15 protein-coding genes and 1 other RNA gene are annotated in these 16,866 nt (G+C 72.5%); 5 read left to right on the top strand and 11 right to left on the bottom strand.

Annotated elements, in window-relative coordinates; genetic code table 11:
* Nucleotides 1-184: 184 nt before the first annotated feature.
* Entirely contained in the window at nt 185-505 is a 321-nt protein-coding gene (locus JYA75_RS16065) for a PASTA domain-containing protein (protein WP_006947731.1), read from the top strand.
* Nucleotides 506-715: 210 nt separating this feature from the next.
* On the opposite strand, the gene thiM is transcribed toward JYA75_RS16065, so the two are convergent.
* From thiM to JYA75_RS16045, 4 genes are all read right to left on the bottom strand, one after another.
* Nucleotides 716-1,564 carry a hydroxyethylthiazole kinase gene (thiM, locus tag JYA75_RS16060; protein WP_065923446.1) on the bottom strand — a complete coding sequence of 283 codons (849 nt, stop codon included), beginning with the start codon at nt 1,562-1,564 and terminating at the stop codon, nt 716-718.
* 38 nt (nt 1,565-1,602) lie between these two features.
* Nucleotides 1,603-4,614, bottom strand: a complete 3,012-nt coding sequence (locus JYA75_RS16055) for a bifunctional [glutamine synthetase] adenylyltransferase/[glutamine synthetase]-adenylyl-L-tyrosine phosphorylase (protein WP_029544264.1) — start codon at nt 4,612-4,614, stop codon at nt 1,603-1,605.
* Nucleotides 4,615-4,734: 120 nt separating this feature from the next.
* The gene (locus tag JYA75_RS16050) at nt 4,735-6,072 is read right to left on the bottom strand and encodes a glutamine synthetase family protein (RefSeq protein ID WP_029544266.1); all 1,338 of its coding nucleotides are present in this window, start codon (nt 6,070-6,072) and stop codon (nt 4,735-4,737) included.
* Nucleotides 6,073-6,156: 84 nt separating this feature from the next.
* A complete protein-coding gene (locus tag JYA75_RS16045; RefSeq protein WP_065922475.1) occupies nt 6,157-7,701 on the bottom strand; it encodes an alpha/beta hydrolase in 1,545 nt (514 codons plus the stop codon).
* Between the two features lie 192 nt (nt 7,702-7,893).
* On the opposite strand from JYA75_RS16045, the gene panB reads away from it, so the two are divergent.
* The 3 genes from panB (at nt 7,894) to pip (ending at nt 10,235) form a co-directional block, all read left to right on the top strand.
* Nucleotides 7,894-8,742 (top strand): 3-methyl-2-oxobutanoate hydroxymethyltransferase, encoded by an 849-nt coding sequence (gene panB, locus JYA75_RS16040; RefSeq protein ID WP_006947723.1) that lies wholly within the window; start codon nt 7,894-7,896, stop codon nt 8,740-8,742.
* 93 nt (nt 8,743-8,835) lie between these two features.
* Nucleotides 8,836-9,276: a hypothetical protein gene (locus JYA75_RS16035; RefSeq protein WP_006947721.1), complete on the top strand. Its 441-nt coding sequence runs from the start codon at nt 8,836-8,838 to the stop codon at nt 9,274-9,276.
* Nucleotides 9,276-10,235, top strand: coding sequence for a prolyl aminopeptidase (pip, locus tag JYA75_RS16030; protein ID WP_065922474.1), 960 nt, complete (start codon nt 9,276-9,278; stop codon nt 10,233-10,235). The genes JYA75_RS16035 and pip overlap by 1 nt, the downstream gene beginning before the upstream one ends.
* A gap of 3 nt (nt 10,236-10,238) precedes the next feature.
* On the opposite strand, the gene JYA75_RS16025 is transcribed toward pip, so the two are convergent.
* The 4 genes from JYA75_RS16025 to rnpB form a co-directional block, all read right to left on the bottom strand.
* Entirely contained in the window at nt 10,239-10,835 is a 597-nt protein-coding gene (locus JYA75_RS16025) for a CHAP domain-containing protein (protein ID WP_006947713.1), read from the bottom strand.
* A 27-nt stretch (nt 10,836-10,862) separates the two neighbouring features.
* Nucleotides 10,863-12,272: an RNB domain-containing ribonuclease gene (locus JYA75_RS16020; RefSeq protein WP_065922473.1), complete on the bottom strand. Its 1,410-nt coding sequence runs from the start codon at nt 12,270-12,272 to the stop codon at nt 10,863-10,865.
* A gap of 16 nt (nt 12,273-12,288) precedes the next feature.
* Entirely contained in the window at nt 12,289-12,468 is a 180-nt protein-coding gene (locus JYA75_RS16015; RefSeq protein WP_006947711.1) for a hypothetical protein, read from the bottom strand.
* A gap of 211 nt (nt 12,469-12,679) precedes the next feature.
* An RNA gene (rnpB, locus tag JYA75_RS16010) (RNase P RNA component class A) lies at nt 12,680-13,093 on the bottom strand.
* Nucleotides 13,094-13,149: 56 nt separating this feature from the next.
* Between rnpB and JYA75_RS16005 the strand changes: the two genes are divergently transcribed.
* Nucleotides 13,150-13,674, top strand: coding sequence for a DUF1697 domain-containing protein (locus tag JYA75_RS16005; RefSeq protein WP_065922472.1), 525 nt, complete (start codon nt 13,150-13,152; stop codon nt 13,672-13,674).
* A 76-nt stretch (nt 13,675-13,750) separates the two neighbouring features.
* Here the strand turns inward: JYA75_RS16005 and JYA75_RS16000 are convergent, their stop codons facing one another.
* The 3 genes from JYA75_RS16000 to JYA75_RS15990 form a co-directional block, all read right to left on the bottom strand.
* Nucleotides 13,751-14,854 (bottom strand): bifunctional RNase H/acid phosphatase, encoded by a 1,104-nt coding sequence (locus tag JYA75_RS16000; RefSeq protein WP_203329197.1) that lies wholly within the window; start codon nt 14,852-14,854, stop codon nt 13,751-13,753.
* Nucleotides 14,851-15,588 carry a C4-type zinc ribbon domain-containing protein gene (locus JYA75_RS15995; protein WP_065922471.1) on the bottom strand — a complete coding sequence of 246 codons (738 nt, stop codon included), beginning with the start codon at nt 15,586-15,588 and terminating at the stop codon, nt 14,851-14,853. The genes JYA75_RS16000 and JYA75_RS15995 overlap by 4 nt, the downstream gene beginning before the upstream one ends.
* A gap of 87 nt (nt 15,589-15,675) precedes the next feature.
* Nucleotides 15,676-16,809: a Nif3-like dinuclear metal center hexameric protein gene (locus tag JYA75_RS15990; RefSeq protein WP_006947706.1), complete on the bottom strand. Its 1,134-nt coding sequence runs from the start codon at nt 16,807-16,809 to the stop codon at nt 15,676-15,678.
* Nucleotides 16,810-16,866: the final 57 nt, after the last annotated feature.

Genomic DNA, 16,866 nt, shown 5'->3' with positions numbered 1-16,866 from the left:
CACTGTCGTCCACGGCCGGACCGTCGTCCGTGCCGCGGGGCCGCGCGCCGCCGCCCGGTCCCGTCCTCCCGACCGCGCCGATAGACCACATCTGACGGACCCCGCTCACCGGCATGCCCGGGCGGAACGGGTGTCCCCCACCGGATTCACTCCATCGCGACATCGTTCCCGAAAGGACGTTGTCATGCGCACCACCCTCCCGGCCGCCCTGTGCGCGGCCGCCGCCACCCTCCTTCTCGGATCCGGCATCGCCGCAGCGCAACCCGCGCCCGATGTCGTCGGCCTCAGCGAACAACAGGCGATCGCCCTCCTGGACGCGGAAGGCATCCCGTACCGGATCACCAACCGCGCCGGCAATCTGTCCGGCGAGTGCCGCGTCACCGAACAACGGGATCGCGGCTATCGCACCGAAGTCGACTACGTGTACGACCACGACGACGACGAGTTCGATCGTGTCGAACGGCAGGTGTGGTTGGGCGTCGGCCTCGTCGTAGTCTGCCGCTGACCTCTCGCTTCGCGAACCACCGTGCGCCCCTCGCGACCCGGGGGGATGCACGGCGGTGCCGCATGCGCCCAACCGATCCGGCGGAATCGCCTCGCCGAACGCGTTCTCCCGCACCCTCACCGGGCACGCATCGAGCGCCTTGCCCGAATTATCCAGTCCCGCAGGGGAATCACCCCCTGGTGGCACCCGACGTCCGGGGGCGATCGGCCCTCACGCCTGCGCCGGGATGTCCAACGGCTCGACGCGGGCACGGAGCCGGAGGACGTCCGCGTTCACCGAGTACAGGGCGTCGAGGAACGCGACGGCGAAGGAGCCCGGGCCCGTGGCGTTCCCGTCGGCGATCTCCGCGGCCACCGCGACGTGGGCGTGCGCGGCGGCGAGTCCGATCAGCGCCGTGGGGGCGACGGCGAGGTATGCCGCAGCGAGGGCACCGAGCGCGCAGCCGGTGGAGGTCACGCGCGGGAGCAGGGCACTGCCGCCACCGATGCGCAGGCCGGTCGTCGCACCGGCGGCGTCGCGGCCGACGAGGTGGTCCACGGGACCGGAGGCGGACACCGCGTCGGCGTGGGCCAGCAGCGCCAGCGCGGCCCGCACCGCGGCGGCGGGGTCGTCGGAGCTGTCGACGCCGCGGGTGTCGCCACCCAGACCGGCCAGCGCGATGACCTCGGAGGCGTTGCCGCGGATCGCCGTCGGACGGAACGGGAGCAGATCCGCGGCCAGGCCGGTGCGCCACGGGAGGCCCCCCACGCCGACGGGATCGAGCACCCACGGGGTGCCCGCGTCACGGGCGGCCTCGGCGGCCAGGGTGAACGCCGCCGCCGTCCCGTCGTCGGGGGTGCCGAGGTTGATCAGCACGCCCCCGGCGATGCGGGCGAATCCGGCGGCCTCGTGGACGTTGTCGATGTGGGCGTTGCTCGCGCCGGCGGCGAGCAGGACGTTGGTCAGGAAGTTGGCGGAGACGACGTTGGTGAGCGACTGCACCAGCGGCACCCGGGCGCGGAGAGCGTCGAGGGCGGCGGCGAGATCGTCGACGGTCGGGGGAATCGGGGCAGTGGTCACGATGAAGTCCTGAGCTGGTTCCACGGGAGGTCGGGGCCTCACGTCCCGAACACCCGCTCCACGACCCCCCGGGCACGTCGAGTGACCCGCAGATAGTGGTCGAGGAACTCGGAGGCGTCACCACCCGACCAGCCGGCGACCTGGGCGACCGCCGACAGCAGCTTGCCCGGGCCCGGCAGCTGGTCGGTTCGCTTGCCGCGCACCAGCACGAGCGCGTTGCGGGCGCGGGTGGCGGTGAGCCACGCGTCGCGCAGCAGTGCGACGTCCGCGCTGCTGAGCAGTTCTGCGGCGCCGATCGCATCGAGCGTCTCGAGCGTCGAGGTGTTGTGCAGCGACTCGATGTGGTGCGCGTGCTGCAGCTGCAGCAGCTGCACGGTCCACTCGATGTCGGCCAGGCCACCGCGGCCCAGCTTGGTGTGGGTGGCGGGGTCGGCACCGCGCGGCAACCGCTCCGAGTCGACCCGGGCCTTGATCCGCCGGATCTCGCGCACCGCGTCGTCCGACACGCCGCCGGCCGGGTACCGGGTGGCGTCGATCATGTGCAGAAACTGCAGTCCGAGCTCCGCGTCGCCGGCGACGGCGTCGGCCCGCAGCAGCGCCTGCACCTCCCAGGTCTGCGCCCACTGGGCGTAGTACGCCTGATAGGACGCGAGGGTGCGCACCATGGGTCCGCTGCGCCCCTCGGGGCGCAGGCCGGTGTCGACCTCGAGCGGCGGATCCGTGCTCGGCGCGCCGAGCAGGGTGCGCACCCGCTCGGCGACCTGGTTCGCCCACTTCACCGCGGCGGTTTCGTCCGCCCCGGGGTTCGGCTCGCAGACGAACAGCACGTCGGCGTCGGACCCGTAGCCCAGTTCGCCACCGCCCAGACGCCCCATGCCGATCACCGCGAGCCGCGCCGGCGCCGGCCCGTCCTCCTGCTCGGACGCCTTGATCACCGCGGCCAGGGCAGCCTCGAGCACCGCCGCCCACACCGCGGACAGTGCGCGGCACACCTGCGGTACGTCCAGCATCCCGAGGATGTCGGCGCTCGCGACGCGGGCGAGTTCGGCCCGGCGCAGCGACCGGGCCGCGTTGATCGCCTTGTCGGGGGCGTCGTAGCGGGCCGAGGAGGTGACGATGGCCTTGGCGACCTCGTCGGGCCGCGGTTCGAGGAGCCGGGGCCCGCCGGCGCCGTCGGCGTAGAGCCGGATGACGTCCGGGGCCCGCAACAACAGGTTGGACACGTAGGCGGAGGACCCGAGCACGGTCATGAGCCGGTCCGCGACGGACGGCTCGTCGCGCAGCGTCCGCAGGAACCACACCCGGTCGACGAGCGCCTCGGACAGGCGGCGGTAGGCGAGCAGCCCGGCGTCGGGGTCGCTCGTCTCCCCCAGCGCCTCGAGCAGTTGCGGCAGCAGCAGCGCCTGGATGCGGGCCTTGCGGGAGGCACCGCCGGACAGTGCCGTCAGGTGGCCGAGCGCGTTCTCCGGTGCGCTGTAGCCGAGCGCGGCGAGCTGCCGGACCGCGGCGTCGGGCGACAGCCGCAGCGCCTCCTTGTCCACCCGGGCCACCGACTCGAGCAGAGGCCGGTAGAACAGCTTCGCGTGCAGCTTGCGCACCCGCGCCGAGTTGCGCTTGATCTCCGACTCGAGCACCCCGAGCGCGTCGTGCCGTCCGTCGGGGCGCATGTGCGCGGCGCGGGCGAGCCAGCGCATCGCCTCCCGGTCCTCCGGGGGCGGCAGCGTGTGGGTGCGTTTGAGCCGCTGCAGCTGCAGGCGGTGCTCGAGCAGCCGCAGGAACTCGTAGGAGGCCCGCAGGTTCGCGGCGTCGTCGCGCCCGACATAGCCCCCGTCGGCGAGGGCGGACAGCGCCTGCACGGTGTTCGGTACGCGCAGCGCCTCGTCGGCGCGGCCGTGCACCAGCTGCAGCAACTGCACCGCGAACTCCACGTCGCGCAGGCTGCCCCGGCCCAGCTTGAGTTCCCGCTCGCGCAGCTCGGCGGGCACGAGTTCCTCGACGCGCCGGCGCATCGCCTGCACCTCGGGCACGAACGCCTCCCGCTCGGAGGCCGTCCACACCATGGGGCTGAGCGCCTCGACGTAGCGGCGACCGAGGTCGAGGTCGCCGGTCATGGGCCGGGCCTTGAGCAGTGCCTGGAACTCCCACGTCTTGGCCCAGCGCTGGTAGTACGCGACGTGCGAGTCCAGGGTGCGGACCAGTGCGCCGCGCTTGCCCTCGGGACGCAGCGCGGCATCGACCTCGAAGAACGCCGAGGTGCCGATCCGCATCATCTCCCCGGCGATGCGGCCGGCGCGGGCGTCGGCCGGCTCGGCGACGAACACGACGTCGACGTCGCTGACGTAGTTGAGCTCGCGGGCCCCGCACTTGCCCATCGCGATGACGGCCAGGTCGACGGGGCAGGGACCGTCCGGGACGACGCTGGCGACGGCCACCGCCAGGGCCGCCGTCAGGGCCGCGTCGGCGAGGTCCGCGAGCCGCTGCCCCACCTCGAGGTACGGCAGGACCGGTTCGTTCTCGACGACGGCCGCGAGATCGGCGGCCGCGAGCAGCGCCAGCTGGTCGCGATAGCCGGTGCGCAGCGCAGCCACGGCCGCCGGACCGGTGATCGTCGCCCGGTAGATCAGACGGTTGTCTCCCGTCCCGGCCTCGGGTTCGGCCTCGACGTAGCCGAGCATCCGATCGGTGAGGGTCCGCCGGTCGGGCAGCTGCAGCGCCCCGGCGAGGCCCCGCCACCGATCCGGGTGGGCCACGATGTGGTCGCCCAGGGCGGACGACCCGCCGAACAGGCCGAACAACCGGCCGCGCAGCCCCTTGTCGGTGCGCAGCGCCGCGTCGAGTTCGGCCCAGCCGTCGCCGAGCGCGTCGTGCAGCCGGGCAAGGGTGCGCAGGGCGAGGTCCGCGTCGGGTGCGCGGGAGAGGGCCCACAGCAGTTCGGTGCTGTCAGTGTCGGTCCAGCCGAGCTGCCGGAGCTCGTCGGGTGCGGTCGGGGCGAGGAGGCCGAGCCGACCGGCGCTCGGTATCGCCGAACGCGCCGTCGGCGGTCTCACCATGCCGCCACCGTCGCTCCGGCGCGGGACACTACCGCCCGAGTGGGCACGGACCTCACCTCTTCGTCGTCGTCGACCGTCCGGTCCGCGGCGACGCCCTCGTGCGGCCGCGGCCGGCAGGGGTTACAAGCCCAGGTACTGATCCAGTTCGTACGGGGTGACCTGGCTGCGGTAGTTCTCCCACTCCGTCCACTTGTTGCGGAGGAAGAAGTTGAACACGTGCTCGCCGAGCGCCTCGGCCACCAGTTCCGACTTCTCCATCTCGCGCAGGGCGATGTCGAGGTCGGTCGGCAGCTCCCGGTACCCCATGGCGCGCCGCTCCGCGGAGGTCAGCGCCCACACGTCGTCCTCGGCCTCGGGGGCGAGCTCGTAGCCCTTCTCGATGCCGCGCAGGCCGGCGGCGAGGAGCACCGCGAACGTCAGGTACGGGTTGCAGGCCGAGTCGGGCGTGCGGATCTCCACCCGGCGCGAGGACGCCTTGCTCGGCGTGTACATCGGCACCCGCACCAGAGCGGAGCGGTTGGACGGGCCCCAGCAGGCCGCGGTGGGCGCCTCGCCGCCGTGCACGATGCGCTTGTAGGAGTTGACCCACTGGTTGGTCACGGCACTGATCTCGTTGGCGTGCTCGAGCACCCCGGCGATGAAGGCCTTGCCGGTGGCCGAGAGCTGCAGCGGATCGTCGGGATCGTGGAAGGCGTTGTTCTCCCCCTCGAACAGGCTCATGTGGGTGTGCATGGCCGACCCCGCGTGCTCGCGGAACGGCTTGGGCATGAACGTCGCGCGCACGCCCTCCGACATCGCGATCTCCTTGACCACGTAGCGGAAGGTCATCACGTTGTCGGCCATGGACAGCGCGTCGGCGTAGCGCAGGTCGATCTCCTGCTGACCAGGCGCGGTCTCGTGGTGGCTGAACTCGACGGAGATGCCCATCGACTCGAGCGCGTCGATGGCGTGGCGGCGGAAGTTCGGGGCCGAGCGGTGCACCGACTGGTCGAAGTAGCCGCCGTCGTCGGCCGGCACGGGCGGCGCGCCCGGTTCACCGTTCTCGACGAGGAAGAACTCGATCTCGGGGTGCACATAGCAGCTGAAGCCGAGGTCGGATGCCTTGTTGAGCTGGCGGCGCAGCACGTGCCGCGGATCGGCCCAGCTGGGGGTGCCGTCGGGCATCGTGATGTCGCAGAACATGCGGGCCGAGTACTGCTGACCCTTGCTGTCGGCCCACGGCAGCACCTGGAAGGTCGAGGCGTCCGGCCGGGCGACCATGTCGGCCTCGGAGATGCGGGAGAATCCCTCGATGGCCGAGCCGTCGAACCCGATGCCCTCCTCGAAGGCTCCTTCGAGTTCGGCCGGGGCGATCGCCACGGACTTGAGCGTTCCGACCACGTCGGTGAACCACAAGCGCACGAACCGAATGTCGCGCTCTTCGAGGGTGCGGAGCACGAACTCCTTCTGGCGATCCATACGGCCGAGACTAGGCACAGTGCGTTAAATCCGTGTTACATCCGCGGGTTGTGGCCCCGGCGTGTCGCTCACATCGTCGCGCCGTCAGCACCGCGGGTCCGCCGCCGGCGCCTGCCCGGTCACGAAATACCTGATCACCGGGTCGTCGACGCAGGCCTCGCCGTCGAGCACGACGGTGTGCTGGGTACCCGTGAAGGTGACGAGTGCGCCGCCGAGTTGCCGCGCGAGGTCCACCCCCGCCTGGTACGGCGTTGCGGGATCCTCGGTGGTGGAGACGACGAGCACGGTCGGCAGGCCCGGCACGTCCGGGGTGTGCGGCTCACCGGTGTGCGGCACCGGCCAGAAGGCGCACAGATCCCGCGGCGCGGCGCCGCTCGCGCGGCCGTCGTCGAGGAACGGCGCGGCCTGCCGGTACAGCCGGTCGGCCTCGGCCGCGACGGCCGCGTCCGTCACCGGCGGGTCGTCCACGCACCGGATCGCGTTGAAGGCGTCGGTGGAGTTGGTGTAGGTGCCGTCGTCGCCGCGTCCCTCGTACAGGTCGGCGAGCAGCAGCAACGTGTCGCCCCGGCCCTCGGTCAGCGCCGCGAGCCCCGCCCGCAGCGAGCCCCACAGCCGCGGCGAGTACAGACCCTGCTGCACCCCCGTGATCGCGTCCCGGTGGCTCAGGCCGCGCGGATCCGTGGTCTCCGCGGGCGCCGCGATCAGCGGGTCCACCAGGGCCCGGAACCGGCCCACCGCCGCGGCCGGGTCGGTGCCGAGGGCACAGTCGTCGTGGCGGGCGCAGTCCGCCGCAAACGCGTCGAACGCCGTCTGGAATCCGGCCGCCTGCAGCAGGACCTCGTCGAGGGGGTCCTGCTCGGGGTCGAGCGCACCGTCGAGCACCATCGTCCGCACCCGGTCGGGGAAGGTCTCCGCATAGAGCGTGCCGATCCGGGTGCCGTACGAGAACCCGAGGTAGTTCAGTTTCTCGTCGCCGAGGACGGAGCGGAGCACGTCGATGTCGCGCACGACCTCGCGGGTGCCCACGTGGGCGAGCAGGCCGGTCCCGGCGCGCTGCGCGCAGGCGTCGGCATAGTCGCGGTGCCGCTGTTCCGTCCGCGCGATGCCCTCGGGGCTCATGTCGCCGTCGTCGGACGCGCGGTCGGCGTCCGCCTCGGCGTCGGTGCGGCAGCGCACTGCGGGCTCGGAGGCCCCGACGCCGCGGGGATCGAATCCGATCATGTCGAAGCGGTCGGTCAACTCGGTGCCGTCGGCAACGGTGGCGAGCCCGATCCCGGCCGCACCCGGCCCGCCGGGATTGACGAGCAGCGAGCCGATCCGCTGCCCGGACGCGGGCGAGCGGGAGATCGCCACCGTGATCGTCTCCCCGTTCGGGTCGTCGTAGTCCAGCGGCACCGTGATCCGCGCGCACTGCACGCCGCGGGGCAGTTGCTCGGCGTCGGGGCCGTAGTCCCGGCAGGACCCCCACTGCACCTGCTGCGCGTAGAACTGCTCGAGGCCGGCCGGGGCGCCGATCGGCGACGTCCGCGGCGGCGCGGTCTCGGTCGTGGTGCTGCAGCCGGCGGCGAGCAGCACCGCGGCGGTCAGCGCGACGGCGCGCGCCGGGACGCGGAGAGAAGGGGACGACACCCAGCGATGGTGCCACGGGGCAGCATCCGCGCCGACGCGGCCGGTTCGGGTCCGGTCCGCCGCCGCATCCGGCGGATGTGACCAATCGCACCGCCGGCGCCGCTACTGCCCGAATGGAGCCGGTGGCAGACTGAGACCGTCATCACCCAACCCGGGGACCCGCACGGGCCTCGAGGCAGAAAGGGACCTCTGATGTCCGAATCCACCGCTGCCCTCTACGGCGGCTCCGCCCCGTCCGCCGCCCCTCGGCGCAAGACGCGGGTCCATCACCTGCAGGCCATGAAGGCCGAGGGTCGTCGCTGGGCCGAACTGACGGCGTACGACTACTCGAGCGCCCGCATCTTCGAGGAAGCCGGCATCCCGGTGCTGCTCGTGGGCGACTCCGCCGCCAACGTCGTCTACGGCTACGACACCACCGTGCCGGTCACGGTCGACGAAATGCTCCCCCTGGTGCGCGGCGTGGTGCGCGGCGCGCCGCACGCCCTGGTGATCGCCGACCTGCCGTTCGGCACCTACGAGGCGTCGCCCGAGCAGGCTCTCGCCACCGCCATCCGCTTCATGAAGGAGGGCGGCGCCCACGCCGTCAAGCTCGAGGGCGGCGAGCGGGTCGCCGCGCAGATCGCCGCGATCGCCGCCGCCGGCATCCCCGTCCAGGCCCACGTCGGGTTCACCCCGCAGTCGGTCAACAGCCTCGGCGGATTCCGCGTGCAGGGCCGCGGCGACGGCGCCGAACAGCTCATCGCCGACGCCATCGCCGTGCAGGAGGCCGGCGCCTTCTCCGTGGTCATGGAGATGGTGCCCGCCGACATCGCCGGCCAGGTCACCCGCAAGCTGACCATCCCCACGGTCGGGATCGGTGCCGGCAACGAGTGTGACGCCCAGGTCCTCGTGTGGCAGGACATGGCCGGCTACACCAGCGGCAAGACCGCGAAGTTCGTCAAGAAGTTCGGCAGCGTGGGCGACGAGCTGCGCCGCGCCGCGGCCGAATATGCTGCAGAGGTGGCGGCCGGGACGTTCCCCGGTCCCGAGCATTCCTTCTGATCCGGCAGGACGAGGGGAACCTGCGGCCGGTCCGGCCGGAGGTTCCGCTCACCCGTAGGCCCGGGCCTTACCGACCCGCGAGGTGCACCCCACATGATTCGTCCCCGTCGCACACTGCTCGCCGTTGCCGTCGCCGGTGCGACGATCGCCGCCCTGGGCGGGTGCGCGTCCGGCGGTCAGCCCGCCCCCACCGGCTCGACCACCGCGTCGACGCAGCCGACGACCGGCACCGGCGCGGCGGCCGAGCCGAGCGCGCTGCCCGGTGGGGTCACCGAGGCCCAGGCCGCCGAGCTGTGCTCGCAGATGGAGGCCCAGCTGCAGAGCTGGCGGACCTACACCCCGTCCATGAGCAAGCCCGGCTTGAACCTGCTGGTCGGCGAGTGGGCGGCCCGCAACGGGATCGACATGCTGGCGCTCGCCCAGGACCGTGACCGTGTCGACACGATCGCCTCGGCCCAGTGTCCGGAGGTGCGCAGCCAGGCGCTCGAGGCCCTGCAGATCCCGACCCTCGCCTCCGCGCTGGTCGGCTTCTGATGCCGTTGCGGCGGCCGTACCCGCCGATCGAGCCGTACGAGCAGGGCCTGCTCGACGTCGGCGACGGCCAGCGCATCTACTGGGAGGTCAGCGGGAATCCCGCCGGCAAGCCGGTGGTGTTCCTGCACGGCGGTCCGGGCGGCGGCACCATGCCCGCCCACCGGCAGTTCTTCGATCCGGAGGCGTACCGGATCGTGCTGTTCGATCAGCGCGGCTGCGGTCGGTCGGTGCCGCACGTCGCCGAGGGCGCGGATCTGTCCGCCAACACCACCGAGTATCTGCTCACCGACATCGAGACCCTGCGGCGACGTCTGGGGATCGGCCGCTGGCAGGTGTTCGGCGGCTCGTGGGGGTCGACGCTGGCCCTGGCCTATGCGCAGCGCCACCCGCACCGGGTCACCGAGCTGGTGCTGCGCGGCATCTTCCTGCTGCGCAGCAGCGAGATCGACTGGTATTACAACGGTGGCGCCGGACAACTGTTCCCCGAGCTGTGGGAGCGTTTCCTGGAGCCGCTGGCCGGGGCGCCGGACGGTGAGCATCCCGTCGACACGTACCACCGGCTGCTGCATTCGCCCGACCCCGACGTCGCGCTGCGGGCCGCCGTGGCGTGGTCGACGTGGGAGGGGGCGACCAGCGCCCTGCTGCCCACCCCGGAACGGGTCGTGGAGACGTCGGAACCGCGTTTCGCTCTGGCGTTCGCGCGCATCGAGAACCACTACTTCCGCAACCGTGGCTTCCTCGAGGAGGGGCAGCTGCTGCGCGACGCCGGACGGCTGCGCACCATCCCCGGCGTGATCGTGCAGGGTCGCTACGACGTGGTCTGCCCCGCGACGAGCGCGTGGGAACTGCACAAGGCGTGGTCCGGCTCGGAACTCGTCGTCGTCGACGACGCCGGGCACGCCGCGAACGAGCCCGGCATCACCCATCACCTGCTCGAGGCGACCGACCGCTTCCGCTGATCCTCACCCGAGGCGGCCGAACCCGACGACCGCCGAGTCGGACGTGACGTCGACGGTGTGGACGCGGATGCGGCCGAGTTCGTTGCCGCCGACCGTCGTCGCGGTGTCGCCGTCGACCGCGACGACGATGTTGGTGTGCTGGCCGACCCACAGCTCGTTCTCGTACAGCACCACGTCGCCCACCGCCGGCCGGTACCCGTCGCCGGCCGGTTCGAATCGTCCGACCGACTCGTAGTACTCCTGCAGGGTGTACACGCCGGGGATCCGCCAGTGCCCGGAATGCGGATTGGCCAGCGGCCGATCCGCTTCCCGCATGATCCAGCTGACGAAGTTCGCGCACCAGGGCTCCTCGGCGCCCTCGGAGTAGAACGTCCCGGGCCGCTGCGTCCGGTGTTCGTCCTCGAGCAACTCCACGATCCGCGCCTGCGGGAGCGTCAACGCCGACGTGTCCACGTCCGGGAAGTCGGCGGTGTCCCAGGGCAGATACCGGCTCGGTGCCACGCGGAACACCAGCACCGCCAGGACCACAAGCACCGTCGTGAGGACGGCGAGGCCGACGAGCAGGCCCCGCGGCCGGCGCGGCGGTCGGGACGCGTTCACGGCCGCCGCTCCCGCCCGGCAGCGACGTCACGCCGGGTACGCAAACCGCACCTTCCGGGCCCGCGGGTCGGCGTGCGTCAGCCGGATCCGGATCCGGCTGCCCTCCTTCGGCTCGCCGGCGCACGGGGCGATCACGGTGGCGTCGGGCACGAACACCTCGGCGTCCCGGCGGCCGTTCGCCGCACGCAGGACCGTCGCCTCGAACGACTCCCCCACGTGCGGGGCGAGGACCGTCGCCTCGGTGAGTTCGATGCACGCACGGGTCACCTTCCCGGCGAGCGCGTCGGAGCCGGACATCGTCTCGGGAAGCTCCGGGAGCACGGCGCGCACCGGGTCCGGCACGTCGGTGCCCGCGCAGAGCGCCAGGCACACCTCCGTCACGAACCGGTCGGCCAGCCGCCGCAGCGGCGCGGTGACGTGTGCGTACGGCGCACCGATCGCCCCGTGTCCCGGCTGCTCCGGAATCGCACCGTCGAACGCCACGTACGACGCGCCGCGCAGCAGCGCCGGGGCCTCGCTCATCAGCACCAGGGTGCCGGGCAGGTTCACGTCGAGGCCGGCCAGGAAGGTACCCACCGGCACCTGGTCCGGCCACGGCACTCCCAGGGCGGAGGCGGTGCGCCGCAGTTGCGCCACGGCCTCGGGAGCGGCCGGCGGCAGGGTCCGCAGCAGCCCGATCCGCGCGTCGAGCATCAGTCGCGCCGCACACATCCCGGTCAGCAGCGACACGTGGGAGTTCCAGTCGTCGACCTCGGTGCGCGGCTGGGTGGTCAGCCGCCAGCCGTTCCCGTCGGCGACCACGTCCTGCTCGGGCAGGCGCAGTTCGATCGCGCCGCGTGCGCGGGCCGCGGCCTCGCGGAGCCGGCCGAACTCGGATAGTGCCGCGATCGACGGGTGCACGACCCCGGCGTCGACGCCGGCCTGCACTCCGGCGTAATCGAACCGGGCGACGGACCGGACCAGTGCGCGCCGCACGCTCACGTCCACGGGCTCGGCGGCGTCGTCGAGAACGATGCGCCACAGCGCCGCCGGACGCACGCGGCCGGGGAGGAGGCTGGCCGAATCCTCGGACAACGGCCGGGGGTGCAGCGGGACCGACCCGTCGGGCAGATAGTAGGTCTGTCCGCGGCGCCGGCTCTCGCGGTCGAGCGCGCCGTCGGGTGCGACGACGGCCGCGACGTCGGCGATCGCGTAGTGCAGGACGAAGCCGTCGACGGTGCGCTCGAGGTGCAGCGCCTGGTCGAGATCCATCGAGCCCGGCGGATCGATGGTCACCAGGGGCAGATCCGTGCGGTCCACCCGCGCGGCGGACCAGCGGTCGACCGCGGCCTCGGCCTCGGCGACGGCGGCCAGGGGATAACTGTCGTCGAGCGCGAACTCGGCGCGGACGGCACCGAAGTCGATCGCGGGCGCGACGACGATGCGGGTGTTCGTCACCGTGCTGGGGAACCGCTCAGCGGTTCCACTCCTCGTCGGCCTCGTCCGCGGCCTTGTTGCGCTCGGCCGCGATCTCGAGTGCCCGTTCGGCGGTGGCGCGGTCCGGATACGGCCCCATGCGGTTCAGCGCACTGGGGTCCTTTCCCTGGCTGACCTTTCCGGTGTGGACGTCGTAGTACCAGCCCTCGTCGCTCATGACTCCCAGTCTGCCCCAACCGACGCCGAGTTTCGGGGTAACCCGCACGCGCGGCGCGGCTGGTACCGTCGGCCCCTGGTCCCCGCTCGACGACTCGAAAGGCACCGCATGTCGTACCTGCTCTACGACTTCCTGCTCCCCTACCTGGGGCACGAGGCCGCCTCCTACTGGGCGCACCTGCTGGTCGTCGCCCCGATCTGAGCCGGGTGGGCGGACGAGCCGGCCTGTAAGCCGGATCCTGTACCCCGCCGAGGCGGGGTGGCGACCATCCATCTGGGCACACCGTCGCCGGGTACCTCGAGCGGTTCACCCGCAGGCTCGGGCGAGCAGCCCTCGGACACCTGCGCAGCCGCACCGAACGAGTCGGTGCGGCCTTCAACCTTGCTCCGGGCGGGGTTTACCGAGCCGCCCCGGTCACCCGGGGCGCTGGTGCGCTCTTACCGCACCGTTTCACCCTTACCCACCCCGAGGGGTGGGCGGTCTGTTCTCTGTGGCACTGTCCCGCGAGTCACCTCGGGTTGCCGTTAGCAACCGCCCTGCTCTGTGGAGTCCGGACTTTCCTCGATCCAGGGCCTGGCACCGCCACGGTGCCGGTTCCCTGAGCCGCGGTCGCCCGGCCAACTCGTCCGCGTCGATCAGGGTACTGCCTCACCTGTCTCGAATGCGAACTACGGTACCGCCATGGCGAGATATGCGGCCCTGCTGCGGGGAATCAACGTCGGTGGCATCACCATCGCGATGGCGGATCTGAAGGACGTGTTCGCCGGGCTCGGTTTCGGCAACGTCCGCACCGTGCTCGCTTCGGGCAACGTGGTGTTCGATGCCGACACCGCCGACACCGCCGAAGCGAAGGCCCGGATCGAGGCGGCCCTGCGTGATCGATTCGGGTACGAGGCGTTCGTGTTCGTCCACGATCAGGCGGCCGTCGCGGCGATCGTCGACGCCTACCCGTTCGAGGAGCGTGACGGCCGGCACGCGTACGCGGTGTTCGTCGCCGATCCCGCGGTTCTGGACGAACTGGCGGCGACGGCGGAGGGTCTCGACCCGGCGGTCGAACGCGTCGCCCGGGGCAACGGCGTCCTCTACTGGGACGTCGAGCGCGGGCAGACGGTCAAGAGCGCCTTCGGCCGGAACACCGGCAATCCGCGCTACAAGGCGGTGACCACGACGCGGAACCTGCGCACGCTCCGAAAACTCCAGGTGTGAGCGGCCGGGACGCTGCCGGCGGTGTGTCCTTCGGGCGGTGGGCGCAGCCCGAAAGACACACCGGCGCCGACGGCGCCTACAGGTGCGACGTGTCGTTGACCAGCCGCACGGCCGCGCCGCCGTCGGGATAGAACTCGGCGATGCTCAGCGACGCGAGGTCCAGGTGCAGGCGGTACAGCAGCGACGGCCCCGCGTCGAGCGCCATCTGCAGCAGTGTCTTGATCGGCGTGACGTGGGAGACGACGAGCACGTTCGCCCCGCCGTACTCCGCGACCAGATCGTCGCGGACGGTGGCGAGACGGCCGCGGACCTCGTCGAAGCTCTCCCCACCCGGCGGGCGCACCGACGTGTCCCCCAGCCAGCGCCGGTGCAGATCGGGATCGCGCTGCGCCGCCTCGAGGAAGGTCAGCCCCTCCCACTTGCCGAAGTCGGTCTCGATGAGGCCCTCGTGCACCGTCACGGGCAGACCGAGCGCCGACGCCGCGGCATCGGCGGTCTCCCGGGCCCGCCCGAGCGGCGACGACACCACCGCGGCGACGTTGCCGCGCTCGCCGATGCGACGCGCGGCCGCGCGGGCCTGCGCACGGCCCAGTTCCGTCAGCGGCGGGTTGCCGCGGCCGGAGTAGCGGCGCTCCACCGACAGCGGGGTCTGCCCGTGCCGCAGCAGCAGCATCCGGGTGGGCGTGCCGACAGCGCCGGTCCAGCCGGGCGATTTCACCGGTGGGGCCGCCGATTCCGGTGTGGGAGAAGCAGATTCGGAACCCGAAGCAACCGACGCGGCGGCGTCCATCGCCTCGTTGGCGAGCCGGTCGGCGTAGGCGTTCTCCGCGCGTGGCACCCAGGTGAACTCGACCCGCGAGAATCCCCGGGCCAGCTCGCGGGCGCGGGCGGCGAGCGGAATCATGTCCGGGTGCTTGATCTTCCATCGGCCCGACATCTGCTCGACGACGAGCTTGGAATCCATCCGGACGTCGACCTCGTCGGCCCCGAGTTCGGCGGCGGCGGTCAATCCGGCGATCAGGCCCTGGTATTCGGCCACGTTGTTGGTGGCGCGGCCGATGCTCGCGCTGCGCTCGGCCAGCACCACCTCATGGTCGGCGCCGAAGACCACCGCACCGTAGCCGGCGGGGCCCGGGTTGCCGCGCGAGCCGCCGTCGGCCTCGACAACTACCCGGCTCAAATCCCGGATTCCTTGGTACGCACCAGGATCGCGTTGCACTCGGGGCAACGTACGAGGGTCTCGGGGGCGGCGGCGGCGATGCGAGCGATCTCGCCGCGGTCGAGCTCGAGGCGGCATGCGCCGCACCGGCGCGCCTGCAGCAGGGCCGCGCCGATGCCCGTCTTCGTCCGCTGCGCCTCGTACTGGTCGACCAGCTCGGCCGGGAAGGCCTCCACGAGTGCCGCGCGGTCGCTCAGGCACCGCTGCTCGGCGACCTCGATGTCGGCGAGCGTCTCGTCGCGCAGGCGGACCGCGTCGGCGAGTTCCTCGTCGACGCTCGACAACCGCGCGCCGGCGTGGTCGTGATCGGCCTTGGATGCCTCCCGGCGTTCCATGACCTCGAGCAGCTCGTCCTCGAGCAGGGCCTGCCGGCGTTCGAGGCTGGTCAGCTCGTGCTGGAGTTCGGACAGCTGCTTGGCGCCCACGCCGCCGGCGGCGAGGAGCTTGCGGTCGCGATCCTCCCGCTGGCGGACCGCCTCGACCTCCCCCTCGAGCTTGCGAATGTCGCGGTCGAGGTCGTCGAGGATGATCTCGACAGCGACGGCGGCGTCCCGGCGCGCGGTGCGTTCCGCCTCGAGCCGCTCGACCTCCTGCTGTTCGGGCAGGGTGCGGCGCCGGTGCGCCAGGCGGGTCACCTCGGTGTCCACAGCGGCGAGGGCCAGGAGCTTGGACTGCACGGCGGGTTCGACGTTCACTCGGCGGGTTCCTGCTTTCGGCGACGAGATCAAGGGGGGGTGGTAGCTGCCTACCGTACCGCGCGGCCGGTCACGGGGAACCCGGACCTACCGGGCTGCGGTGGTCCAGGGATCGGTGCGCAGCGCGCTGACGCGGGTCGACCAGCCGTCGCGGTCGGCGAACACGTCGTCGAGCACACCCTTCGCCTGGGCGCACCACGGGTACTCGCTGGCCCAGTGCGCGACGTCGACAAGCGCGGGGCCGCCGGCGCGCAGGTGCTCGTCGGCGGGATGGTGCCGCAGGTCCGCGGTGACGTAGGCATCGACGCCGAGCCGGCCGACGGTGCCGAGGAAGGAGTCGCCGGAGCCGCCGCACACCGCAACGGTGCGGATCATCCGGTCGGGGTCGCCGGCACCGCGCACCCCCCACTCGGTGGCCGGCAGTGCGGCCGCGACCCGCTCGGTGAACTCGCGCAGCGTCTGCGGCGCCGGGAGTTCTCCGACCCGGCCGAGACCTCGGGAGCCGGGCAGAGCGGCGAGTTCGAGCACGTCGAACGCGGGTTCCTCGTACGGGTGCGCCGCGCGCAGGGCAGCAAGCACCCGGCCGCGCACCGATCGCGGGGCCACGACCTCGATGCGGTCCTCGGCCAGGCGTTCGAGTTCGCCGACGGTGCCGACCGCCGGATCCGCCCCGGCCTCGGGACGGAACTGTCCGGTCCCGGAGGTGGTCCAGGAGCACTCGCGGTAGTTCCCGAGCCGGCCCGCACCGGCGTCGAACAGGGCGGCGCGCAGCGTCTCGGCCGAGTCGGCGGGCACGAGGACCACCCACTTGTCGACCGCCGGTTCGGGCTTGGGTTCGATCGGCCGCAGGCCGGTCAGGCCGAGCGCCTGTGCCAGCGCATCGGACACGCCCGGGTCGGCACGGTCGGCGTTGGTGTGGGCGGTGAACAGCGCGCAGCCGCCTCGGATGAGCCGGTGGATCAGGGCGCCCTTCGGGGTGTGCGCGCCGACGGTGTCGACGCCGCGCAGCAGCAGCGGGTGGTGCACGAGGAGCAACTGCGCACCCCAGGCCAGGGCTTCGTCGACGACGGCGGCGGTCGCGTCGACCGCGAGCAGGACCCTGCTCACGGGCTCGGAGGGATCACCGGCGACCAGCCCGACGGAGTCCCACGACTCGGCCAGCGACGGCGGATAGGCCGTCTCGAGCACGTCGATCACCTCGCGCAGCGTCACCGCCGTCACCGCTCCTCCTTCGTCGTCTCCCGGGTGCTGCCCGAGACCCTACGCGGCGGGCTTCGC

The organism is Rhodococcus sp. PSBB066 (assembly GCF_017068255.1).
GTDB classification, from domain to species: Bacteria; Actinomycetota; Actinomycetes; order Mycobacteriales; family Mycobacteriaceae; genus Rhodococcus; species Rhodococcus aetherivorans.
This window is presented reverse-complemented; position numbering and strand designations above follow the sequence as displayed.

Excerpts from the sequence above, each read along its gene's own strand:
- panB (WP_006947723.1), top strand. The coding sequence starts at position 7,894 with ATGTCCGAATCCACCGCTGCCCTCTACGGCGGCTCCGCCCCGTCCGCC.
- JYA75_RS16055 (WP_029544264.1), bottom strand. The coding sequence starts at position 4,614 with ATGGTGAGACCGCCGACGGCGCGTTCGGCGATACCGAGCGCCGGTCGG.
- pip (WP_065922474.1), top strand. The coding sequence starts at position 9,276 with ATGCCGTTGCGGCGGCCGTACCCGCCGATCGAGCCGTACGAGCAGGGC.
- JYA75_RS16005 (WP_065922472.1), top strand. The coding sequence starts at position 13,150 with ATGGCGAGATATGCGGCCCTGCTGCGGGGAATCAACGTCGGTGGCATC.
- JYA75_RS16065 (WP_006947731.1), top strand. The coding sequence starts at position 185 with ATGCGCACCACCCTCCCGGCCGCCCTGTGCGCGGCCGCCGCCACCCTC.
- JYA75_RS16035 (WP_006947721.1), top strand. The coding sequence starts at position 8,836 with ATGATTCGTCCCCGTCGCACACTGCTCGCCGTTGCCGTCGCCGGTGCG.
- JYA75_RS16050 (WP_029544266.1), bottom strand. The coding sequence starts at position 6,072 with ATGGATCGCCAGAAGGAGTTCGTGCTCCGCACCCTCGAAGAGCGCGAC.
- JYA75_RS16015 (WP_006947711.1), bottom strand. The coding sequence starts at position 12,468 with ATGAGCGACGAGGGCTGGTACTACGACGTCCACACCGGAAAGGTCAGC.